Annotated in this window: 19 protein-coding genes, 1 tRNA gene and 3 pseudogenes; 14 read left to right on the top strand and 9 right to left on the bottom strand. The window is 68.2% G+C overall.

Translation table 11 applies throughout. From position 1 onward, the window contains the following. Positions 1–45 precede the first annotated feature (45 nt). The 3 genes from ABFB10_RS08895 to ABFB10_RS08885 are packed head-to-tail and all read left to right on the top strand — an operon-like array spanning position 46 to position 2,434. Positions 46–1,173, top strand: a complete 1,128-nt coding sequence (locus ABFB10_RS08895; RefSeq protein WP_347166236.1) for an S-(hydroxymethyl)glutathione dehydrogenase/class III alcohol dehydrogenase — start codon at positions 46–48, stop codon at positions 1,171–1,173. Positions 1,174–1,180: 7 nt separating this feature from the next. After that, positions 1,181–2,005: an S-formylglutathione hydrolase gene (gene fghA / locus ABFB10_RS08890; protein ID WP_347166235.1), complete on the top strand. Its 825-nt coding sequence runs from the start codon at positions 1,181–1,183 to the stop codon at positions 2,003–2,005. Between the two features lie 27 nt (positions 2,006–2,032). Further along, entirely contained in the window at positions 2,033–2,434 is a 402-nt protein-coding gene (locus tag ABFB10_RS08885) for a c-type cytochrome (RefSeq protein WP_347166234.1), read from the top strand. Positions 2,435–3,011: 577 nt separating this feature from the next. Here ABFB10_RS08885 and ABFB10_RS08880 read toward each other — a convergent pair. The 4 genes from ABFB10_RS08880 to ABFB10_RS08865 form a co-directional block, all read right to left on the bottom strand. Then, positions 3,012–3,087: transfer RNA gene (locus ABFB10_RS08880), tRNA-Thr, on the bottom strand. A 45-nt stretch (positions 3,088–3,132) separates the two neighbouring features. Beyond that, positions 3,133–4,677: a heme biosynthesis protein HemY gene (locus tag ABFB10_RS08875; RefSeq protein ID WP_347166233.1), complete on the bottom strand. Its 1,545-nt coding sequence runs from the start codon at positions 4,675–4,677 to the stop codon at positions 3,133–3,135. Between the two features lies 1 nt (position 4,678). After that, on the bottom strand, positions 4,679–6,415 hold the full coding sequence (locus ABFB10_RS08870) for a hypothetical protein (protein ID WP_347166232.1): 1,737 nt from the start codon (positions 6,413–6,415) through the stop codon (positions 4,679–4,681). Between the two features lie 38 nt (positions 6,416–6,453). Then, positions 6,454–7,161 carry a uroporphyrinogen-III synthase gene (locus ABFB10_RS08865; RefSeq protein ID WP_347166231.1) on the bottom strand — a complete coding sequence of 236 codons (708 nt, stop codon included), beginning with the start codon at positions 7,159–7,161 and terminating at the stop codon, positions 6,454–6,456. A 75-nt stretch (positions 7,162–7,236) separates the two neighbouring features. On the opposite strand from ABFB10_RS08865, the gene tsaD reads away from it, so the two are divergent. From tsaD to ABFB10_RS08835, 6 genes and pseudogenes are all read left to right on the top strand, one after another. Beyond that, on the top strand, positions 7,237–8,316 hold the full coding sequence (gene tsaD / locus ABFB10_RS08860) for a tRNA (adenosine(37)-N6)-threonylcarbamoyltransferase complex transferase subunit TsaD (RefSeq protein WP_347166230.1): 1,080 nt from the start codon (positions 7,237–7,239) through the stop codon (positions 8,314–8,316). Continuing rightward, a pseudogene (locus ABFB10_RS08855) lies at positions 8,313–9,261 on the top strand (NAD(P)H-dependent glycerol-3-phosphate dehydrogenase). The gene tsaD and the pseudogene ABFB10_RS08855 overlap by 4 nt, the downstream one beginning before the upstream one ends. 3 nt (positions 9,262–9,264) lie before the next feature. Next, a complete protein-coding gene (locus ABFB10_RS08850) occupies positions 9,265–9,537 on the top strand; it encodes a YciI family protein (RefSeq protein WP_347166229.1) in 273 nt (90 codons plus the stop codon). Continuing rightward, positions 9,534–9,953 (top strand): EVE domain-containing protein, encoded by a 420-nt coding sequence (locus ABFB10_RS08845; protein ID WP_347166228.1) that lies wholly within the window; start codon positions 9,534–9,536, stop codon positions 9,951–9,953. Before ABFB10_RS08850 ends, ABFB10_RS08845 begins: the two co-directional genes overlap by 4 nt. A gap of 244 nt (positions 9,954–10,197) precedes the next feature. Then, positions 10,198–10,593: a DUF1761 domain-containing protein gene (locus ABFB10_RS08840; RefSeq protein ID WP_347167981.1), complete on the top strand. Its 396-nt coding sequence runs from the start codon at positions 10,198–10,200 to the stop codon at positions 10,591–10,593. A gap of 318 nt (positions 10,594–10,911) precedes the next feature. Next, a complete protein-coding gene (locus ABFB10_RS08835) occupies positions 10,912–11,562 on the top strand; it encodes a glutathione S-transferase family protein (protein ID WP_347166227.1) in 651 nt (216 codons plus the stop codon). A gap of 116 nt (positions 11,563–11,678) precedes the next feature. Here ABFB10_RS08835 and ABFB10_RS08830 read toward each other — a convergent pair whose 3' ends face one another. From ABFB10_RS08830 to ahcY, 3 genes and pseudogenes are all read right to left on the bottom strand, one after another. Next, positions 11,679–12,020, bottom strand: a complete 342-nt coding sequence (locus ABFB10_RS08830; protein WP_347166226.1) for a DUF2853 family protein — start codon at positions 12,018–12,020, stop codon at positions 11,679–11,681. Between the two features lie 130 nt (positions 12,021–12,150). Further along, on the bottom strand, positions 12,151–13,116 hold the full coding sequence (locus tag ABFB10_RS08825) for a ketopantoate reductase family protein (RefSeq protein ID WP_347166225.1): 966 nt from the start codon (positions 13,114–13,116) through the stop codon (positions 12,151–12,153). A gap of 139 nt (positions 13,117–13,255) precedes the next feature. Then, positions 13,256–14,645, bottom strand: a pseudogene (gene ahcY, locus ABFB10_RS08820) (adenosylhomocysteinase). Positions 14,646–14,853: 208 nt separating this feature from the next. Between ahcY and ABFB10_RS08815 the strand changes: the two are divergent. From ABFB10_RS08815 to ABFB10_RS08805, 3 genes and pseudogenes are all read left to right on the top strand, one after another. Further along, positions 14,854–15,552, top strand: a complete 699-nt coding sequence (locus tag ABFB10_RS08815; RefSeq protein WP_347166224.1) for an FkbM family methyltransferase — start codon at positions 14,854–14,856, stop codon at positions 15,550–15,552. A 12-nt stretch (positions 15,553–15,564) separates the two neighbouring features. Next, positions 15,565–16,159: pseudogene (locus tag ABFB10_RS08810) on the top strand (hypothetical protein). Then, on the top strand, positions 16,153–16,623 hold the full coding sequence (locus ABFB10_RS08805) for a GNAT family N-acetyltransferase (RefSeq protein ID WP_347166223.1): 471 nt from the start codon (positions 16,153–16,155) through the stop codon (positions 16,621–16,623). The pseudogene ABFB10_RS08810 and the gene ABFB10_RS08805 overlap by 7 nt, the downstream one beginning before the upstream one ends. A gap of 185 nt (positions 16,624–16,808) precedes the next feature. On the opposite strand, the gene wrbA is transcribed toward ABFB10_RS08805, so the two are convergent. Beyond that, the gene (gene wrbA, locus ABFB10_RS08800) at positions 16,809–17,393 is read right to left on the bottom strand and encodes an NAD(P)H:quinone oxidoreductase (protein WP_347166222.1); all 585 of its coding nucleotides are present in this window, start codon (positions 17,391–17,393) and stop codon (positions 16,809–16,811) included. 130 nt (positions 17,394–17,523) lie between these two features. On the opposite strand from wrbA, the gene ABFB10_RS08795 reads away from it, so the two are divergent. Further along, complete coding sequence (locus tag ABFB10_RS08795) at positions 17,524–17,961, top strand: metallopeptidase family protein (RefSeq protein WP_347166221.1); 438 nt, start codon at positions 17,524–17,526, stop codon at positions 17,959–17,961. 166 nt (positions 17,962–18,127) lie between these two features. Here ABFB10_RS08795 and ABFB10_RS08790 read toward each other — a convergent pair whose 3' ends face one another. Then, on the bottom strand, positions 18,128–19,786 hold the full coding sequence (locus ABFB10_RS08790) for an NAD+ synthase (protein ID WP_347166220.1): 1,659 nt from the start codon (positions 19,784–19,786) through the stop codon (positions 18,128–18,130). Between the two features lie 130 nt (positions 19,787–19,916). On the opposite strand from ABFB10_RS08790, the gene ABFB10_RS08785 reads away from it, so the two are divergent. Beyond that, complete coding sequence (locus ABFB10_RS08785) at positions 19,917–20,591, top strand: MORN repeat-containing protein (protein WP_347166219.1); 675 nt, start codon at positions 19,917–19,919, stop codon at positions 20,589–20,591. Positions 20,592–20,686: the final 95 nt, after the last annotated feature.

Below are 20,686 nucleotides of genomic sequence, written 5' to 3'. Positions count from 1 at the left end.
TGTGCCTGCCCCTGAAACCGTGGGCACGATAAGAGGATACAGACGATGAGAACACGCGCCGCCGTGGCCCTCGAGGCCGGCAAACCCCTTGAAATCATGGAAGTCGAGCTGGAAGGCCCCAAGGCCGGAGAGGTCCTTGTCGAGATCAAGGCAACCGGGCTGTGCCACACCGACGAATTCACCCGCTCGGGTGACGACCCCGAAGGCATCTTCCCCGCGATCCTCGGCCACGAAGGCGCCGGTATCGTTCTGGAAGTGGGCGAGGGCGTGACCACGCTGAAGCCGGGCGACCACGTCATCCCGCTGTATACGCCCGAGTGCCGCGAGTGCGCGTCCTGCCTGTCCGGCAAGACCAACCTCTGCACCGCGATCCGCAACACGCAGGGCAAGGGCCTGATGCCGGACGGCACCACCCGCTTCAAGATGCTGGATGGCACGCCGATCCATCACTACATGGGCTGCTCGACCTTCGCGAACCACACCGTGATGCCGGAAATCGCGCTGGCCAAGGTGCGTGAGGACGCGCCCTTCGACAAGATCTGCTACATCGGCTGCGGCGTCACCACCGGCATCGGTGCGGTGATCAACACCGCCGGCGTCGAGATCGGTTCCACCGCCGCGGTCTTCGGTCTGGGCGGCATCGGCCTGAACGTGATCCGGGGCCTGCGCATGGCGGGCTGCGACATGATCATCGGCGTCGACCTGAACGACGACAAGGCGGAGATGGCGAAGAAGTTCGGCATGACGCATTTCGTCAACCCCTCGAAGGTCGAGAACACGGTGCAGGAGATCGTCAACCTGACCAAGCGCGGCAACGACCAGATCGGCGGCGTCGACTACTCGTTCGATGCGACCGGCAACGTCAAGGTGATGCGCGACGCGCTGGAATGCTCGCACCGTGGCTGGGGTGTCTCGGTCATCATCGGCGTGGCCCCGGCGGGCGCCGAGATCAGCACCCGCCCGTTCCAGCTGGTCACCGGCCGGGTCTGGAAGGGCACCGCCTTCGGTGGCGCCAAGGGCCGCACCGATGTGCCGAAGTTCGTCGACTGGTACATGGACGGCAAGATCGAGATCGACCCGATGATCACGCACAAGCTGACGCTGGACGAGATCAACCACGGCTTCGAGCTGATGCACGAAGGCAAGTCGATCCGCGCCGTCGTGGAATTCTGAGGCCGCAATGGAGACGATTTCCGAGAACCGGAGCTTTGACGGCGTGCAAGGTGTATACAAGCACGCCTCTGACGCCTGTGGCTGCGATATGACCTTCGCGGTCTACCTGCCGCCGCAGGCGGCCGAAGCGCCGGTGCCGGTGCTGTGGTACCTGTCGGGCCTGACCTGCACGCATGAGAATGCGATGACCAAGGCGGGCCTGCAGGAACATGCCGCGATGCACGGGCTGGCCGTGGTCTATCCCGATACCTCGCCGCGCGGCGAGGGGGTGGCCGACGATGCGGCCTATGATCTGGGGCAGGGGGCGGGGTTCTACGTGAACGCCACCCGCGACCCGTGGAAGCCGCATTTCCGCATGTACGACTACGTGCTGACCGAACTGCGCGACCTCGTGTCGGGCAACTTCGCGGTGCAGGACCGTCACGGAATCACCGGCCATTCCATGGGCGGGCACGGGGCGCTGACCATCGCGATGCGCAACCCGGACCGGTTCCAGTCTCTCTCGGCCTTCGCGCCGATTGCCAATCCGACGCAATCCGACTGGGGTCGCAAGCAGCTTTCCGCCTATCTGGGCGACGACGAGGCCAGCTGGGCGGACCATGATGCGACGTTGTTACTAGAGGACAAAGGCTGGCAAGGCGATATTCTCGTCGACCAGGGTGGGGCGGATCAGTTCCTTGATCTGTTGAAGCCCGAAGCCCTCGCGGGGATGATGACCCGCCGCCGCCAGCCCGGGACGTTTCGGATGCAGAAAGGCTATGATCATTCGTACTTCTTCGTGAACTCCTTCGCGGGGGATCACGTTGCCTGGCACGCTGAGCGGCTCTACTGAGCAAAACCGGAAATCAGGAAACAGAACATGATCAAGCAAGCAATCGCCGCCAGCCTCGTGACCCTGCTGCCGCTCGCAGTGGCCGCGCAGGAAGGGGATGCCGAGAAGGGCGAGCGGGTGTTCCGCAAGTGTCAGGCCTGCCACGCGGTGGGCGAGGACGCCAAGAACAAGGTCGGCCCGGCGCTGAACGGCATCATCGGCAGCACCATCGCCAGCGTCGAGGGGTTCAGCTACTCCAGCGTGCTGGCCGACATGGGCGCCGAGGGCAAGACCTGGACCGAAGAAGAGCTTGCCGCCTTCCTCGAAAAGCCGCGCGACTATGCCAAGGGCACCAAGATGGCCTTTGCCGGTCTGCGCAAGGAAGAGGAACGCGCGAACGTGATCGCCTATCTCGCCACCTTCTCGGAAGAGGCAGACGGCGGGTCGTGACCTGAACCCTTTGTCCTGCCCGCCGGGGTCTTCCGGCGGGCAGGACAGCATGCGGCGCGGCCTGACCCGTGCCGCTACGCGCAGCTGTCGCGGCAAGATGCAACGCCGCATGCGCCTTGAGCCTTCGGGCAGGCGTTTCGCCGGTCCCGAATGGCCCCGTCCTTCCTGGGGGATAGGTGGCGGGCAGGCATCGCCGCCATCGCGGGCCGCCCGCAAGGCTCTGCCCGGCGCAAGGCGCGTCGGCGCCGAAGCCGCCTGCGACCCGGGCAACAGGGCGCTGATTTCACCGACCTTCTGCCGCAGAGGCAACCGCAGACTCCGCCCCCGGGGCGCTGTCAGCATGATCGGCAAGCGGTCCGGTGCTGCGGAGAGGCATCAGCGTGATGACCAGCAGGTACGGCGCTGCGGAGAGGCTGCGAGTTCCTATGGTGGAGGACAGCAAGGGCCCCGTGCCGCGCGCGATTGTCCGGGGGCCTGGCTGACGCAACTGGACAGGGCGCCCGAAGCGGGGCGCATGACCGGGGTGACGGGCGTTTGGCGTGTCGGGCCAGGGCCGTTCGCGATTGCTTTTGGGAAGTGGTGCCGCTGAAGGGACTCGAACCCCCGACCCCATCATTACGAATGACGTGCTCTACCAGCTGAGCTACAGCGGCACTGGTGGGCGGCCTCTTAGCAGGCCGCCCGACCAAGGGGAAGGGCTATTTTGCCGCCGTCCGCGCCTGCGGTTCGTCCTCGACGATCTCGGCATCCTCGGCCACCGGGGCTGCCGGGGCCGCCACGGTGTCCGCGCCGGGATCGGCGGTCTCGACCTCGATCACGCCGGGCACCTCGTTCTCTTCGACCGGCACGGGGGCTGTTTCGTCGGCGCCGGAGCCGACCAGCAGCGGCAGCATGTTGGCGCCTGCGGGCAGCACCACCTCGGCCTGCGGCGGGGTCTTCCACGACAGCGTGTCGAAGGCCTGGCAGTTTGTGCAGATCGGCGTCCATTCCGCGTGGATCGTGTTGCAGTTGTCGCAGACCCACTGCGGCCCGCGCGGCGCGGTCAGCGCCTTGGCCAGCCAGCCACGCACCACCGCGTCGGACGCGCCCTCGCCCTTCTCGATGGCGGCCATGATCGCCAGAACGCGGGCGTCCGGGTCGGTCTGGGCCAGATCGCCAAGGGCGCGCCGCGCCTCGGGGAAGTGCTCTGCGGCGAGGTTCAGTTCCGCCCGCAGCAGCTTCGTCTCGCGGTGCTCGGGGTTGATCCGGGTGAGATGCGCAAAGCGCTTCACGCGCTCGTCCGGTGTCTCGTTCGGCTCGATGGCGGCGAAGGCGGCGGCCAGATCCGGGTGCGGATGGCTTTCCCACGCCTTCTTGATGACCCGCACGGCGTTGCGCTTGCGGTCCTGCGCGATGTAGCCCTCGGCGGCCATGGCGGCGGCGGGGATCAGGTCGGGCGAGTTGCGGTTGGCCTCGATCGCCTGCTCGGCGGCCTTGCCGCTGGCCTCGGCGTCGTCGATCTCTGTCGCGGCGGACAGGGCCAGAACCGCATCGCGGCGCTTGTAGACGTCACGCGGCAGCGAGCCGTGCTTCAGCTTCGCGGTCAACGTCTTGCGGGCCCCGGCCCAGTCGTGCTTTTGCGCCTGAAGCTGTAGCAGCGTGTCCTGCACCTCGGTGTGCTTGGGTTTCAGCGCGAAGGCCCGTTCCGCCAGTTGCAGGGCGGTGTCGGTGTCGCCCGCCGCCAGCTTCTGCTTCATGATCCCGCGCACGCCGACAAAGCGGGTGTTCTCGTTCTTCAGAAGGCGCTTGTAGGTCTCTTCGGCCTTGCGATGGTCGCCCGCCATCTCGGCGGCCTGCGCCGCCACCAGATCGGTCAGCTCGGGCTTTTGCAGGTATTTCTCGGCCCGTTGCGCCTTGGCGATGGCCAGCCGCCCCTCGCCCGAGGCCAGCGCCATAAGCCCCTCGGACAGCGCCTGATAGCCCTTCTTCTCGCGGTTGCGGTCGAAGTAGCGCGACAGCGAGGTTTCGTCCCCGTTGATGAACTTCAGCACGGCGATCAGCAGGCCGAACAGCTTGAAGACCAGCCAGACGGCGACGACCAGAAGGATCGCGGCGATCACGGATTGCAGCGGGCCAAGGGTGAATTCCATCCCCGCCACGGTGATCTGCAACCCGCCAGAGCTTTCCATCAGGTAGCCTGCGCCAAGGGTCAACGCGCCCACGAGGGCGACGAACACGACGATCTTTGTGAGTGACCAAAGCATATTATTCAGACCCTTGTTCGTTATCCAAATCCTTGCCGAGCGCCGAAGCGGCATCCAGCGCGTCGCGGCGCAGGGTGGCCTGTTCGGTCCAGCCGGCAAGTTCGGCCTGTGCCTCGGGCGGCAGGGCCTCCAGTTCGGTCAGGGCCGTGGCGATGTCGCCCGCCTTGACCGCCGCCTCTGCCCGGCTCAGCACCGCGTCGGGGTCGTCGCCCTCGCGCGGGATGACAGAGCGGGCGCCAAGCTGGCTTTGCAGGAAGCCGCCGATGCCGCCGCCTGCCTCCGTGTCGGCGGCCCGGGCCGCGCGCAGCGCCGCGCGGGCCGGTTCGGGGAAGCTTTCGGCCAGCGCGGTCACGGTGGGCACGCCGGTTTCGGCGCTGGCCACCAGCGCGTCGGGCACCGCGACGGCGTTTTCCTGAAGCACCGCCAGCGGGTCGGTGAAGGGCCTGCCGTCCTGCGCCCGCGCGGTCAGTTCCGCCAGCGCGGCGCGGCTTTCGGCCAGCACCGCCTTGGCGTCGGCCTGCGCCTCGGCCTCCAGCGCCTCTTGGGCCAGTGCCTCGATCTCTTCGCGTTCGGCGGCGATGGCGGCGCTTTGCTGGGCGATCTCGCTGCGCAGGTTTTCAAGCTCGCGCTCGTAGGCGGCAATCGCCTCGGGCGAGACCGTGTCCGCCACCGGCGCCTTTTCCAGCGCGGTCAGGCGTTCGTCCAGCGCGGTCAGCGCCGTGCCAAGGTCGGCAAGGCCGGTTTCGCCGCTGGCAACACTGTCCTGAAGGCCGGTGATCGCGGTCGCCAGCGCGGCGGTGTCGAGATCGCCCAGGGCACCCTCGGTCGCACTCAGGCGGCTGGAAAGGTCGGACAGGCTGGCGTCCAGCGTGGCAATCCGGTCGCCCTGCGCCTGAAGCGCGGACCGGGTTTCGGCCACGAAGGGGTCTTCTTCCTCGTCGGCACCGAAGCCCACGAAGCCGCCCGCCGCAAAGCCGATCCCGGCGGCGATCACGCCACCCAGCAGCATCGGGACAAAGCCGCCCCTGCGTTCCACCACCGTCTTCTCGACGATCTGGGGCTCCGGCGACGCGGCGGCCTGGGTGTCGTCCCCGGCCGAGGACGGTGACGGGGGTTCCCCCTCTGGTCCGGTCGCGCTGCGGGGCGGGTCGAGCGTGTCGTCCTCGGCGCCGCTGACGGGTTCCTCGGGGGCGGTGTCGGCACCGCCGAGGCTGTCAGAACCCGCGACGGTGTCGCGTCCGACGCCATAGGTGTCCTCGACCGTGGTGGTGTCCTCGGCGGCCAGCGTGTCGGCGCCTGTCACGGTATCGCCGGCCTCCGCTGCGGCGCTGTCCGCCTCTGCGGCACCGGCGTGGCCCGTATCGTCCCCCGCGAGGCCGTCAGAGACGTCGGCGGCGACATTGTCCGCGGTCGTGTCGGCAGAGGCCGCGTCGCCGCCAAGGGTATCGGCGGGCTCTGCGGTGGCCGCGACGGTATCCGTGGCGTCAGCGCTTTCGACGGTGTCGGCGGTTTCGGTGGCCCCGAGCGTATCGGGCGCCTCGGCGCCAAGGGTGTCCTCGACCGTGGTCGCGGTCTCTGCGGCGGGGGTGTCGGCGCCGTCAACGGTATCCGGGACAGAGGTCACGGTGTCGTCGCCTGCCGCCGCGTTGCTCTTCTTCGGCGTCGTGCGCCGTGTTGAAGCCGTGCTCCGGCGGGTGCTGCTGCCGGTGCCGCCCTTGCCCCGTGTCGATCGTGCCACGTTCGTCTATCCTTTCCCGCCCGGCCTGTGCTGCCGGATCAATGCTCCCCCGCGCGTGCCCGGCGAAGCAGGTCCGCGACCAGTTCCCGCATGCTGGCCGAGTCGGGCCGCGATGCGATCTTCAGGTCCTGTTTATGCAGTGGCGCAAGCGCCTTGGCCACCGCTTCGCTCATCGCCGCGACAAGAAGCGGCGCCTGAACCTCCAGTTCGGAGAATAATGCGCCCGTGCGCGGAGAAAAGACCGGAGCGACGATGGTCTCGGGTCCGGACAGGGCGGCGCGGGCCTCTGGCGTCGGTGGCAGGGCGGGCTGTTCGTAGAGAATGGCCGTCGCCACGGGCAGCCCGGCGGCGGTCAGGCGCGGCGCGACGTCGCCGCGCGCGTGTCGGCCCCGGATATGCAGAAGCGGGCCGGGCGGGCGGCGCTCTTTCAGGATGGCGATCAGCGTCTCTGCAAAACCGTCGGCGGCAAGGGCCGTCATCCCGGCCGCGCGGGCGGCCTCTGCCGTGGCCTCGCCCACGGCGAAGGCAGGCAGGGGCGGGCCGCCAAGGGCGCGATAGGCGGCGACGCCGTTGACAGAGGTGAAGATCAGCCCCCTGAAGCCGTCCATGTCGGGCAGCGCGCCGGTGGGCGCGATGCCGATCAGCGGCGAGATCACAAGGCGGAAGGGCCCGGCATCCGCCAGCGTGGCGGCAAAGGCACGGGACTGCGCCTCGGGGCGGGTCAGCAGGAGGACGGGCAGGGTCAAGCGGGGGCTCCCGGGATTGTGGGACAGCACCGGCGGTGGTACTCGCTGACGGCAGGCAAGGCAATGGAAGGCCGCATGACCGATCCCCTCATCCTCGGACTGGAAAGCAGCTGCGACGACAGCGCCGCCGCGCTCACGCGCGGGCGCGACGTGCTGGCCTCGGTCGTGAAGGGGCAGGGCGCCCTGCACGCGGCCTATGGCGGCGTCGTCCCAGAAATCGCCGCCCGCGCCCATGCGGAACGGCTGGATCTCTGTGTCGAAGAGGCGCTGGCCGAGGCGGGCGTGACGCTGCGCGCGGTGGATGCCATCGCGGTGACGGCGGGGCCGGGGCTGATCGGCGGCGTGCTGTCGGGCGTGATGCTGGCCAAGGGGCTGGCGGCGGGGCTGGGCAAGCCGCTGGTGGGGGTGAACCACCTTGCGGGCCACGCGCTGACGCCGCGCCTGACCGACGGGCTGGCCTTTCCCTACCTGATGCTGCTGGTCTCGGGCGGGCATTGCCAGTTCCTGACCGTGCGCGGCCCGCAGGATTTCAGCCGCCTCGGCGGCACCATCGACGACGCGCCGGGCGAGGCCTTCGACAAGACCGCCCGCCTCTTGGGCCTGCCGCAGCCCGGCGGCCCCTCGGTCGAGGCCGAGGCGCTGAAGGGCGACGAGAGGCGCTTTCGCTTTCCGCGCCCGCTGCTGGACCGGCCCGGCTGCGACCTGTCCTTTTCCGGGCTGAAGACCGCGCTTCTGCGCCAGCGCGACCAGATCGTGGCGGCGCAGGGCGGGCTGACGCGGCAGGACCGCGCCGACCTGTGCGCCGGGTTTCAGGCGGCGGTGCGCGACGTGCTGGCCGAAAAGGCGCGGCGCGCCATCTCTCTTTACATGGACGAAGCCCCCGCATCCCCCGCCCTTGCCGTCGCCGGCGGCGTCGCCGCCAACCGTGCCCTGCGCGGTGCCCTTGAAGCCCTCTGCGCCGAGACCGGCCTGCGCTTTACCGCGCCGCCGCTGGCGCTGTGCACCGACAACGCGGCGATGATCGCCTATGCGGGCGGCGAACTGTTCGCGGCGGGCGTGACCCACGACATGGACCTTGCCGCGCGCCCGCGCTGGCCGCTGGACCGGACCGCGGCGCCGCTGGTGGGATCGGGCAAGAAGGGGGCAAAGGCATGAAGATCGCGATCCTCGGCGGGGGCGCCTTCGGCACGGCCCTTGCGGTCTCGCTTGCGGCCAACGGGCCGGTGACGCTGTGGGCGCGTAACGCGGACGCCTGGCAGGGGCGCCGCTGTCCCAAGCTGGAGGGCGTGACCCTGCCCGCCCCGGTGACCCTGACCGGTGACGTGGCACAGGCGCTGGCGGCTGACGCGCTGCTGTTCGCGCTGCCGATGCAAAGCCTTGCGGGGGTGCTGGAGGCCCTGCCCGGCGCGCTGGACGGCAAGACGCTGGTGGCCTGCTGCAAGGGCATCGACCTGCACCGCCTGACCGGCCCCGCCGCGATCCTCGGCAGAGCGCGCCCCCGAGGCGGTGCCCGCCATCCTGACCGGCCCGAGCTTTGCCGCCGACATCGCGCGCGGCCTGCCCACGGCCCTGACGCTGGCCTGCGCCGACGAGGACCGGGGCAAGGCGTTGCAGGCGGCGCTGTCGACGCCTGCGCTGCGGCTCTACCGCTCGCGAGACGTGATCGGGGCGGAACTGGGCGGCGCGCTGAAGAACGTCATCGCCATCGCCTGCGGCGCCTGCATCGGGGCGGGCCTTGGCGACAGCGCCCGCGCCGCCCTGATGACCCGCGGCTTCGCCGAGATGACCCGGCTGGCCGCGCGTCTGGGGGCGAAGCCCGAGACCCTCGCGGGCCTCTCCGGGCTTGGTGACCTGACGCTGACCTGCACCTCGGACCTGTCGCGGAACTACCGTTTCGGCCTTGCACTGGGCCGGGGGCAGGATTTCGACCCCGCCACCACCGTCGAAGGCGCCGCCACCGCGCAGGCCGCCGACAGCCTTGGCCGCCGCGACGGCATAGCGCTGCCCATCTGCGGCGCCGTCGCGCAGCTGACGCAGGGCGGCTTGACGGTGCCCGAGGCCATGGACCAATTGCTGACACGACCGCTGAAGGAGGAATGAGACATGCTCGTCGCCCTGTTCGCCCATGACAAGGACGGTGCCCTGCAGACCCGCAAGGACAACCGGCAGGCCCATCTGGACTACATCGAAGCCACCGGCGTGGTGACGCAGGCCGGGCCGCTGATGGACGCGGCGGGGGAAATGTGCGGCAGCCTCGTGATCCTCGACGTCGCGGACATGGACGCGGCCCGCAACTGGGCCGACAACGATCCCTACGCGCAGGCGGGCCTGTTCGAAAGCGTCACCCTGACCGAATGGAAGAGGGTGATCGGATGAGCTTCTGGCTCTTCAAGTCGGAACCCTCGACCTGGTCCTGGCAGGATCAGGTCGCCGAGGGCGACGCGGGCGAAGAGTGGGACGGCGTCCGCAACTACCAGGCGCGCAACTTCATGCGCGAGATGAAGGTGGGCGAGCGCGGCTTCTTCTACCACTCGCAGAAAGAGCGGGCCGTGGTCGGAACGGTCGAGGTCATCGCCGCGGCCCACCCCGACAGCAAGACCGACGATCCGCGCTGGGAATGTGTGGACATCAAGGCGGTGCAGGCGGCGAAACGCCCGGTCACGCTGGACGAGATCAAGGACGACCCCCGGCTGGCGGATATGGTGCTGGTGAAGAACTCGCGCCTTTCGGTGCAGCCGGTCACCGCCGAGGAATGGCGCGTGGTCTGCGAACTGGCGGGGCTGGACCCCTAGGGCCCGTCGGGTCGGGGCGCCAAGCCGGGACATCGGGCAGGCCTCTGCCCGGGTGGGCGGTGGCCTTTGCATAGCGGACCTGCCTTGCCCTGCCTTACAGGGGAACGCGCGGGGGCGGGTCGTCACCAGAGGAGGTCCGGCGCCCCCTGCTGCGCCATCCGCCGGAAAGCCGTGCAGAGAGCCCTTGCCTGAAGGCCCGGCGCGGCGTCTACTGGGCCAGGCGGTGCGTGGGAGAAGGTCGATGCTGGACATTCTGAACGTCATACTCGCGACGGTGGTGGCCTTCGGGGCCGGTGCCGTCTGGTACATGAAGCTGGCCGAGCCATGGATGGCGGCGGCGGGCATTCCCGAGGACGCCGAGGGCAGGCCGCAGGGCGGCATGGACCCGAAGGTCATGGCCCTGACCTTCGTCATGCAGCTGGTGGTGGCCGGAATGATGCGCCACGTCTTCGCGCTGGGTGGGATCGACACGGTCGCCAAGGGGCTGGTGGCCGGGCTGGGGATCGGCCTGTTCCTCATCGCGCCGTGGATCGCGCTGAACTACGCCAATGCGATGCGGCCCTTCCGCCTGACGCTGATCGATGCGGGCTATGCGACGCTGGCCTGCACGCTGATGGGGATCGTGCTTACCCTGTTCTAGGGGCGCGGCAATAAAGCAATAAAACAGGGGGGTCCGACCGCACCCGGACCCCCCTGTCCACCCACGTGCTCCCTATACACCACACGTGAAACGGAAAATCGGTTCGGGCCTTCTGGCCGATGGGTCGGTTGTATCGCGGGCGTGCCCCGGGTGGCAAACGCCAAGTCCTTACAAATTCGCTAAAACCGGCGGCGGGCTTCGACGGGTCCGCCGTGCTGGCCCTTTGCGGGCCCGAGGGCTTTGGCCGCATCAAGCCGCGACCGGCCCCTGATTGCGTGTTAGGCTGACGCCAATCGAGGTTTGTCAGGAGGCTGTTGGATGTCCGCACCACTCACCATCTGGACGCTGGATTGGGTGCCGGAAGGCCCGCGCGGCTTTGTTCGTGACCTGCGGTTGCGATGGGCCGCGGAAGAGGCCGGTCTGCCCTACGAGGTGCGCAGCGTGCCGTTCGAGGACCGCGAAACAAATCACCTGGATCGCCAGCCCTTCGGTCAGGTGCCCTTCCTGTCGGACGGGGACCCGGAAGTCTTCGAGAGCGGCGCCTGTCTGCTGCATATCGGCCAGAAGAGCGAGACGCTGATGCCGACCGATCCGGTCGAAGCATCGGACACAGGGCAATGGATCTTTGCCGCGCTCAACTCGATCGAAATGGTTTCGGTGCCATGGTGGTTTCTGGAAATGAGCGGTGTCGGGGAAAACCCCCTGTCCGGCTGGCTTGGCAGTCGCCTTGGCCAGTTGGAAGACGTCCTGCAACAGCGCCAGTGGCTGGCCGCCGACCGCTTCACGCTTGCCGATCTGTTGATGGCGGACGTCCTGCGCGTCGAGAAGGTGCGGGGCTTCGGTCATCGCCCGGCCTCCGAGGCCTACGTGAGGCGCGTGACCGAAAGGGATGCCTTCAAGACGGCATTGGAGGCGCAGAAGGCTCATTTCGCGGCTGCGGATGCGGCCCGGGCCCAAGCCTCGGCCTGAAGGTCGCAGGCCGCGCAGGGCAGGCGGCAAGGCTGCGGCGGACGCAAAGGCAAAACCTGCCCCCGGACAAGCAAAAGGCCCCGCGCGGGGGCCTTTTTCGTCCGCTGCCGGACTGGTCAGCCGTAGACGGCTTCCTTGCCGAAATGCTTGGTCAGCATGTAGTAGACGACGGCGCGGTACTTGTTGCGCTCGGACTGGCCGTAGGTTTCGATCACCGTGTTGATCGCCTCCATCAGCTCGGGACCGTCGGACAGGCCCAGCTTCTTGACGAGGAAATTGTCCTTCACGGTCTCGATCTCGCCGGGCTGGCTGGCGGCGACGGTCGAGGAATCCGCGTTGTAGATCGCCGGGCCGCAGCCGATCGTGACCTTCGTCAGCAGATCCATGTCCGGCTCCATTCCGCACTTGTCGCGCAGATCCTCGGCGTATTTCTGGATCAACTCGTCCCGTTTTCCCATTGTCCGACTCCCTCGGTCCGTGACGGGGCTTCGCCCCTTTTGCTGTGTGGCTGCCAGTGCGGCAGATGCGGGCAGCCTAGCGGTTCCGACCCTCGTGGCAAGGAAAATGCTGGCGCCGCTTTCCCCGTTGTCAGCCGATCAGGGCCCGCAGGTCGGCGGCGGTCAGGGCGCCGGGCCGCAGATCCTCGCGCAGCATGCGGGCGGCCAGATCCAGCATGGCGGCGTTGGCGGGGGTGGGGATACCGTGCAGCCGCCCAAGCAGGACGATCTCGCCGTTGAGGAAATCCGTTTCCACCGAGCCGGTGCCGCGTTGCAGGCTTTGCGCGGTCGAGCCGCCCAGCGGCGCTTCGCCGGGAACATCGGTGACGTCGAGGATCCCGGCGCGGCGGGGGTCGTCGCGCCCGACGTCCGTCACGGCAATCCCGGCGGCAGTGAGCACGGCCTGCGCCTCGGTCTTCAGCCTTTCGTGCAACCCGCCGTCCCCGGCCCCCGGGCCAAGGCTGGCCATCACGATATTGCCGAGGTTCATCAGAAGCTTGCCGTACTTGGACTGCATGACCTCGGGCTGCGGATAGGCGGCGAAATTGGCGCGGTTCATGGCGGCGCAAAAGGCCGCGTCCGCCGCATCGGTGCCGCCGGGATAGCGGCCCACGTCGAAGATGCCAAAGCGGGGCCGGGCGTGGCAGACCACCTTGCCCGGTTCAAGAAAGGTCGAGGGCAGCAGGACGGTGACGCCGTGGACATTGGCGAACCGGCGCAGGGCGCGGCGTTCGTTCTCGACGCCGTTCTGCAGGCAGAAGACCGGCTGATCGCGGACGCCCGCCGCCACCAGCGCATCCAGCGCGGCCTCGGCGTGCTGGGTCTTCATGCACATCAGGATGGCGTCGTCCGGGCCGAAGGCGATCTCGGCGGGCGCGCCGACACAGTCGAGGCTGTGGGTCTCGTCGATCTCGGGTGTCTTCAGGCGCAGGCCGTGGGCGCGGATCGCCTCCAGCTGCGCGCCGCGGGCGATGCCCAGCACCTCTTGCCCCGACCGTGCCAGCGCCGCCGCGACGACGCCCCCGACGGCGCCCACGCCGTAGACGATGAACCGCATGTCTGCCTCCTGTGCTGTGCGCGGGCAGACTAGGGGCTGGGGCAGCGGGGGCAAGTCATCCCCGGGGCCGGAATGCGAAAAGGCCGGGCGCAGCGGCCCGGCCTGTCCGTAAGATGGGTCTGTGACCGGCTTTTGCCGGTCAGTAGCGGTAGTGTTCCGGCTTGAACGGACCCTCGGGCGAGACGCCGATATAGGCGGCCTGCTCGGTCGAGCAGGGTCGTCAGCTTCACGCCGATCCGGCCAAGGTGCAGGCGCGCGACCTTCTCGTCCAGATGCTTGGGCAGGATGTAGACGCCCGGCTTGTAGTCGTCGCCGTTCTTCCACAGCTCGATCTGCGCCAGCACCTGGTTGGTGAAGCTGGCCGACATCACGAAGGAGGGGTGGCCGGTGGCGTTGCCGAGGTTCAGCAGACGGCCTTCGGACAGCAGGATGATGCGGCTGCCCGAGGGCATCTCGATCATGTCCACCTGGTCCTTGATGTTGGTCCACTTGTGGTTCTTCAGCGCCGCGACCTGGATCTCGTTGTCGAAGTGGCCAATGTTGCCGACGATGGCCATGTCCTTCATCTCGCGCATGTGCTCGATGCGGATCACGTCCTTGTTGCCGGTGGTGGTGATGAAGATGTCGGCAGAGCCAACCACGTCTTCCAGCAGCACCACCTCGAAGCCGTCCATCGCCGCCTGCAGCGCGCAGATCGGGTCGGCCTCGGTCACCTTCACGCGGGCACCGGCACCGGCGAGCGAGGCGGCAGAGCCCTTGCCCACGTCGCCGTAACCGCAGACCACGGCGACCTTGCCGGCCATCATGGTGTCGGTGGCGCGGCGGATGCCGTCGACCAGCGATTCCTTGCAGCCGTATTTGTTGTCGAACTTCGACTTGGTGACAGAGTCGTTCACGTTGATCGCCGGGAAGGGCAGCTGACCCTGCTTTTGCAGCTCGTACAGGCGATGCACGCCGGTCGTGGTTTCCTCGGACACGCCCTGGATCGCGTCACGGGTCTTGGTGAACCAGCCCGGGCTTTCCTTCATGCGCTTGGCGATCTGCTTCTTGATCACCGCTTCCTCTTCGGACTGCGGCACCGGGATGATGTCCTCACCGGCCTCGGCGCGGGCGCCCAGCAGCACGTAAAGTGTGGCGTCGCCGCCGTCGTCGAGGATCATGTTGGCGCCCTCGGCGAACATGAACGACTTGTCGAGGTAATCCCAGTGCTCTTCCAGCGACTGGCCCTTGACCGCGAAGACCGGGATACCGGCCTCGGCGATGGCCGCCGCCGCGTGGTCCTGCGTCGAGAAGATGTTGCACGAAGCCCAGCGGACGTCGGCGCCAAGGGCCACCAGAGTCTCGATCAGCACGGCGGTCTGGATCGTCATGTGCAGCGAGCCGACGATGCGGGCGCCCGCCAGCGGCTTGCTTTCACCGAATTCGGCGCGGCAGGCCATCAGGCCCGGCATCTCGGTCTCGGCGATGTCCAGTTCCTTGCGGTCGAAACCGGCCAGCGCGATGTCCTTGACGACGTAATCCTGCGACATGAGTCTTTCCTCGAATGGCGTCTCGACCGGATCGGGCCCTCCCGCCGGTCATACGAGGGGGCGCTTATCATCCGGGCGGGTCCGGCACAACGTGCGGCTTTGGCGCAACGGCGGATATTCTCCGGGCAAATCGTGGCGTTTCGGAGCGACAATTGACACCGCAGGGCGATGGCCTATCCAGAGGGGGCAACAGGGCGGGCAGACACCGATGGACTTCGAGCACCGGATCAGCGTGAACGAGCACGGCTTTTATTGCGTGCCAGAGGCCTATGCCAAGCGCGAGATCCCGAAGATCCTGTCGCAGGGCGCGGTCTACGAGCCCGCCACCCTGCGGCTGATGGCCCGCCATGCCCGGGGCGGCGACATCGTGACCGGCGGCGCCTTCATCGGCGATTTCTTCCCGGCCCTGTCGCGGGCGCTGGCGCCGGGCTGCCGGGTCGTCAGCTTCGAGCCGAACCCGCTGTCGCGGGCCGCCGCCGAGCGGACCATCGCCCTGAACGGCCTGACCAATGTCGACCTGCACCCGGTCGCCGTGGGCGAAGGCCCCGACCGGCTGAACCTGCAACTGTCCCGAGAGGGCGGCAGCCCCTCCGCCGCCCGCGCAAAGATCGTCGCGGATCCCGATGCCGGAGAGACCACGCCCGTCGAGGTGGTGACGCTGGACAGTCTGGTGGCGCCGGGGCGCATCGTCTCTGTCCTGCACCTTGACGTCGAAGGCCACGAAAAGCCCGCCCTGCTGGGCGCCTCGCGCATCCTGTCGGAGAACCGCCCGCTGATCGTGCTGGAGGCAGAGCGCCCCTGGCAGCGCAAGATGTATGCCGAGTTCCTTGCCGAACACGCGCCGGGCGCGGGCTATACCTTCGCCGGCGGCATGGAGCGCAACGCCTTCTATCTACCCACATCCTGACAGGAGGACACGATGGCCCGTCCCCCCCGCGCATGGCAGCGCATGCTGTCCGTACCGCAGGCTTGACCTGCTGGACCCGACCCCCGTCGATGTCGAGATCGAGGACATCGCCCACGGCCTTGCCTTCGTGGCACGCTGGAACGGCCAGACGAAAGGCGATTTCGCGTTTTCCGTGGCCGAGCACTCGCTGCTGGTCGAGACGCTGTTCGGGCGGCTGGTGCCCAACGCGACCCCGGCGCAGCGGCTGACCGCGCTGCTGCACGATGCGCCCGAATACGTGATCGGGGACATGATTTCCCCGGTCAAGGCGGCGGTCGGGCCGGACTACGGCGTTCTGGACAAGCGGCTGTCGGCGGTGATCCACATCCGCTTTGGCCTGCCTGCGGTGACGCCCGCGCGGCTGAAACGGCAGATCAAGAAGGCCGACAATATCTCTGCCTGGATGGAGGCCACGCAGATCGCGGGCTTTACCCGGACCGAGGCAAACAAGTTCTTCGGGGCGCCGGACGAGGGCATGATCGCCGACCTGCAGATCGTCCTGCGCCCGCCGGTCGAGACCGAGGCCGATTTCACCGCGCGCCACGCGGCGCTTCTGGCGCAATGCTGAGCGTGCGCGCCATGGGCCGGGGCGACGTTCCGGCCTGCACCGACATCGTGAACCACACCATCGCGCTGGGTGGGTCGACCGCCTACGAAGACCCCTTCACGGAACCGGCCTTTGCCGCGCATCTGCTGGAGGAGCCAGCCGTCGCGAACGTCGCCCTTTGCGGCGGGCGCGTGGTCGGCTTTCAGGTCTGTTTCGATCTGGGCGAGGGGCTGTATTCCATCGGCAGCTTCACCGACCGGCAGGCCCCGGTGAAGGGCGCGGGCCGCGCGCTCTTTGCACAGACGCTGGCGGATTGCCGAAGCCGGGGCGGGCAGGCGATCCTTGCGAAGATCACCGCCGATAACACCGGCGGGCTGGCCTATTACGCGGCCATGGGCTTTGCCGACTGGCAGGTGATCCCCGGCGACCACATCCGCAAGGACGGGACGCCGGTGGACCGGATCGTGAAACGCCTGCCGCTGTAGCGGGCGGCGGAGAACCGGATCGCCAAAGGCTTCCCGTCACGGCGGGGACGGGCCGAGAGCGGACCGCATCGTCAGACGCTTTCCGCTGCGTCGCTGTCGGGCCGCCGGTGTGACGGCTCGTGACGCGCTTCACTTGTGTCGCGCGGGCGGGCCCCCGGGGGCTTGGCACCCGGTTGCCGCGTGGCTCAGACCAGCTTGGCGGTCATCTCGACCAGGCGCCTGGCCTGATGCGCGACCGCGGCCTTGCCCTTGTCGTCGAACTGACCGGCCTGCGCCGAATAGCCGTAGGGGTTGCCGCCCGCGTCAAAGATCGACTGGTCGGTGTAGCCCGGCGCCACCAGGATCGCGCCCCAGTGCATGAAGGTGGTGTAAAGGCTCAGCAGCGTGGATTCCTGCCCGCCGTGCAGATTCTGCGCGCTGGTGGTGGCGGTGGCGGTCTTGTTGGCCAGCTTGCCCTCCATCCACAGCGGGCCGAGCGTGTCGATGAAGGCGCGCAGCTGGCTGGCGACCACGCCGTAGCGCGTCGGCGCGCTGAAGAAGTAGCCGTCAGCCCATGTCATGTCATCGGCGCTGACCTCGGGGATATCGGACATCTTGTCGGCCTGCGCTTTCCGGGCATCCTGCCCGGCGACGACCTCGGCGGGGGCGGTTTCCCTGACGCGGCGCAGGCGGACCTCGGCGCCCGCGGCCTCGGCTGCCTTGGCGGCTTCCAGCGCGATGGCGTGGTTGGTGCCGTAGGTGGAATAGAAGATGATGGCGATCTTGGTCATGGTCTCTTTCCCTTGGGTGGCCGTGGTTGCGTTCGATAGGGTAAACATTTGCGCCGCCGTCGCGTTCCTCCAGTCCGAACCTCCGCAGGGGGGCTGTGCGGCGCGCAGGGCTCTTTTCGCGGGGCCTGCCATGGGCCATATCGGGGGCATGAACGCGCGCGCCGACACCCCCGACCCCGATGCCGACCAATCCGCCGAGGCCTTCCACCGCATCGCCGAGGCGACGGCGCAAGGTTTTCCCGAGGCCTTCCGCAGGATGGCCGCCTCGGTGCTGTTGCGGGTCGAGGACTGGCCGCCCGAGGACATGCTGCGCGAGATGGGGATCACCGATCGCTATGACCTGACCGGCCTCTACGACGGCATCCCGATGACGGAGAAAAGCTTTGCCGACCCCGCGCCATGGCCCGACACGGTCTGGCTGTTCCGCGAACCGATTCTTGCGGAGTGGGAGGACCGGGGCGACGTCACGCTGCCCGACCTGATCGCCCATGTGACGGTGCACGAGTTCGCCCATCATTTCGGCTGGTCGGATGACGATATCGCAACAATCGACCGCTGGTGGGAGTAGCGGCTGACGCCGGGACCGCGTGAAACAGGCTTTGACCGGGGTGAATGGCCTTGTCCGCGGGCCGGTTTAGCCGTTCCCGCGCAGGCCATCCCTATGCCCTTGCCCCTGTGCTTGGCGGCGGTCGGCCAGCCCCGGCCCCTTGCCCTGACGGCGCGGGCGCAAGCCTTCAGCCCGGATCGCGCCAGCGGTTGACGATGGGATAGCGCCGGTCGAGCCAGAAGGCGCCCCTGGTCAGCCGTGCGCCGGGCGCCGACTGGAAGCGCTTGTATTCGCTGATGTAAACGAGGTGCTCGACCTTTTTGGCGTCCTCGCGCGCATAGCCCGCCGCCACGCAGTCCTCGATGGAGCCGTCGCGGTCCACGAGGATTTCGAGGATGCCGTCCAGCACCGGGTAGTCGGGCAGAGAGTCGCTGTCCTTCTGGTCCTCGCGCAGCTCGGCGCTGGGGGGCTTGGTGATGATGCGATCGGGGATGACCTCGCCCTCAGGTCCCATCATCCACGCCCGGTGGTTGGCATTGCGCCAGCGGCAGGTTTCGAACACGCGGGTCTTGTAGAGGTCCTTGATCGGATTGTAGCCGCCCGCCATGTCGCCATAGATCGTGGCATAGCCCACCGCGACCTCGGACTTGTTGCCGGTGGTCAGCAGCATCTCTCCGAACTTGTTGGACAGCGCCATCAGCAGCAGCCCGCGCAGGCGGGACTGGATGTTTTCCTCTGTCAGGTCCGGTTTCAGGTCCTTGAACAGCGGCTCCAGCGTGGTGGTGATGGCGGCGCGGCCCTCGGCGATGGGGACGTAGTCGTAGTGGCAGCCAAGTGCTCTGGCGCAGGCCTCGGCGTCCTCCAGCGAGTGCTGCGAGGTGTATTCCGACGGCAGCATCACGCAGCGCACGTTTTCCGATCCCAGCGCGTCGACGGCGATGGCCGCCACCAGCGCCGAGTCCACGCCGCCCGACAGCCCCAGCAGCACCTTGCCGAAGCCGGTCTTGCGGCAGTAGTCGCGCAGCGCCTCGACCATGACGCGGTAATCCTGTTCCCAGGCGTCCGGGTGCTTCTGGAACGGGCCTTCCAGCGCGCGCCAGCCCTCGGGGCCGCGTTCGAAATCCACATGCGCCACGCAGGCGTCGAAGACCGGCAGCTGTACCGCCAGCCTGCCGCCGGGGTTCAGCACGAAGGACCCGCCGTCGAAGACCTGATCGTCCTGTCCGCCGACCATGTTCAGGTAGACCAGCGGCAGCCCGGTTTCGACCACGCGGGCCACCATGTGGTTCAGCCGCGTCTCGAACTTGTTGCGGTAGTAGGGCGAGCCGTTGGGCACGATCAGGAACTCGGCGCCGGTTTCGGCCAGCGTTTCTGCCACATCCTCGTGCCAGGCATCCTCGCAGACCGGCGAGCCGATGCGCGTGTTGCCGACGGAATAGGGCCCCATCAGCGGGCCGGAGTCGAAGATCCGCACCTCGTCGAAGACGGTCTCGTTCGGCAGGTGGTGCTTCAGCACGCGGCTGACCACCTTGCCGCCGGTGCAGATGTGGTAGGCGTTGAACAGCTCCGTGCCCTCGATCCACGGGCCGCCGATGGCCAGCGTCGGCCCGTCCGCGCAGTCCTTGGCCAGCGCCTCGATATGGGCAATGGCATCGGTGTGGAAGGCGGGCTTCATCACCAGATCCTGTGCGTTGTAGCCGGTGATGAACATCTCGGGCAGGGCGACCATGTCGGCCCCCGCCTCCTTGCCCTGCCGCCACGCGTCCAGCGCGAGGCCCGCGTTGCCCTTCAGGTCGCCCACGGTGGGGTTCAGCTGTGCCAATGTCAGGCGGAACCTGTCACTCATCGCCTTGTCGTCTCCGGCTTGCCGCATCCCGTCCGACATAGCAGAAGCAGGCGCGGGGGAAACCCGCCTTGCGGGATTGCCCGGTCTGCGCAACGATCCATGCCGAAGAACCGCGACCGGAGAAGACCCGATGTTCCGCCTCGTTTTCCTGCTGATGCTTCTGGCCCTGCCCGTCCGGGCCGAGACGATCACCTATCCGGACGGCACGACCTACGACGGTGCGGTGCGGGCGGGCGCGCCGCACGGGCAGGGGACAATGCGCAGGCCCGACGGTCTGGTCTACACCGGCAGCTTCGCGGACGGGCAGATCCAGGGCACGGGCACGATCACCTACGCGGACGGCACGATCTACACCGGCGCCTTCGTCACTGGCGCCCTGGAGGGTCAGGGCCGCATCGTCTACCCAAACGGCGCCAGTTACGCGGGCAGCTTCAAGGGCAATACCTTCGACGGCTACGGCCAGGCGGCCTATCCGAACGGCATGATCTACCGCGGCGAATTCCGCGCCGGGGTGATCCACGGGCAGGGCTACCTGACCGACCCCTCGGGCTATGTCTACATGGGCGCCTTCGAGAACAACGACCGTCAGGGCGAGGGCTGGGCCTACTACCCGCAGGGCGCCCTGTACCGGGGCCGGATGGAAGCCAACCTGCGCCACGGGCAGGGCCGCCTGCTGATGGAGGACGGAACCGTGATGGAAGGCCGCTGGGAGCGTGGCGAACTGGTCTCTGGCGCGGAGCGCATCGCGCCCGACGTGACCGAGTTCAGCGGCTCGCTGTCGATGAGCGGCGCCTCGGGCGAGTAGCGCCGGACCGCCCACCGCGCCCCCGCCGGGGCAAAAGAGATTGCCCCCTGCCATGGCCTCCTTTACGGTTCGCAAAGGCTTGAAAACCCGGGGAG

The organism is Ponticoccus litoralis (assembly GCF_039769985.1).
GTDB lineage: Bacteria > Pseudomonadota > Alphaproteobacteria > Rhodobacterales > Rhodobacteraceae > Ponticoccus > Ponticoccus litoralis.
This window is presented reverse-complemented; position numbering and strand designations above follow the sequence as displayed.

What these genes read in the sequence shown, in the direction of transcription:
- ABFB10_RS08850 (WP_347166229.1), top strand. Translation starts at nt 9,265, where the DNA reads ATGCTCGTCGCCCTGTTCGCCCATGACAAGGACGGTGCCCTGCAGACC.
- ABFB10_RS08845 (WP_347166228.1), top strand. Translation starts at nt 9,534, where the DNA reads ATGAGCTTCTGGCTCTTCAAGTCGGAACCCTCGACCTGGTCCTGGCAG.
- wrbA (WP_347166222.1), bottom strand. Translation starts at nt 17,393, where the DNA reads ATGACCAAGATCGCCATCATCTTCTATTCCACCTACGGCACCAACCAC.
- ABFB10_RS08790 (WP_347166220.1), bottom strand. Translation starts at nt 19,786, where the DNA reads ATGAGTGACAGGTTCCGCCTGACATTGGCACAGCTGAACCCCACCGTG.
- ABFB10_RS08785 (WP_347166219.1), top strand. Translation starts at nt 19,917, where the DNA reads ATGTTCCGCCTCGTTTTCCTGCTGATGCTTCTGGCCCTGCCCGTCCGG.
- ABFB10_RS08895 (WP_347166236.1), top strand. Translation starts at nt 46, where the DNA reads ATGAGAACACGCGCCGCCGTGGCCCTCGAGGCCGGCAAACCCCTTGAA.
- ABFB10_RS08885 (WP_347166234.1), top strand. Translation starts at nt 2,033, where the DNA reads ATGATCAAGCAAGCAATCGCCGCCAGCCTCGTGACCCTGCTGCCGCTC.
- ABFB10_RS08835 (WP_347166227.1), top strand. Translation starts at nt 10,912, where the DNA reads ATGTCCGCACCACTCACCATCTGGACGCTGGATTGGGTGCCGGAAGGC.
- tsaD (WP_347166230.1), top strand. Translation starts at nt 7,237, where the DNA reads ATGACCGATCCCCTCATCCTCGGACTGGAAAGCAGCTGCGACGACAGC.
- ABFB10_RS08795 (WP_347166221.1), top strand. Translation starts at nt 17,524, where the DNA reads ATGGGCCATATCGGGGGCATGAACGCGCGCGCCGACACCCCCGACCCC.
- ABFB10_RS08815 (WP_347166224.1), top strand. Translation starts at nt 14,854, where the DNA reads ATGGACTTCGAGCACCGGATCAGCGTGAACGAGCACGGCTTTTATTGC.
- fghA (WP_347166235.1), top strand. Translation starts at nt 1,181, where the DNA reads ATGGAGACGATTTCCGAGAACCGGAGCTTTGACGGCGTGCAAGGTGTA.
- ABFB10_RS08830 (WP_347166226.1), bottom strand. Translation starts at nt 12,020, where the DNA reads ATGGGAAAACGGGACGAGTTGATCCAGAAATACGCCGAGGATCTGCGC.
- ABFB10_RS08805 (WP_347166223.1), top strand. Translation starts at nt 16,153, where the DNA reads ATGCTGAGCGTGCGCGCCATGGGCCGGGGCGACGTTCCGGCCTGCACC.
- ABFB10_RS08875 (WP_347166233.1), bottom strand. Translation starts at nt 4,677, where the DNA reads ATGCTTTGGTCACTCACAAAGATCGTCGTGTTCGTCGCCCTCGTGGGC.
- ABFB10_RS08825 (WP_347166225.1), bottom strand. Translation starts at nt 13,116, where the DNA reads ATGCGGTTCATCGTCTACGGCGTGGGCGCCGTCGGGGGCGTCGTCGCG.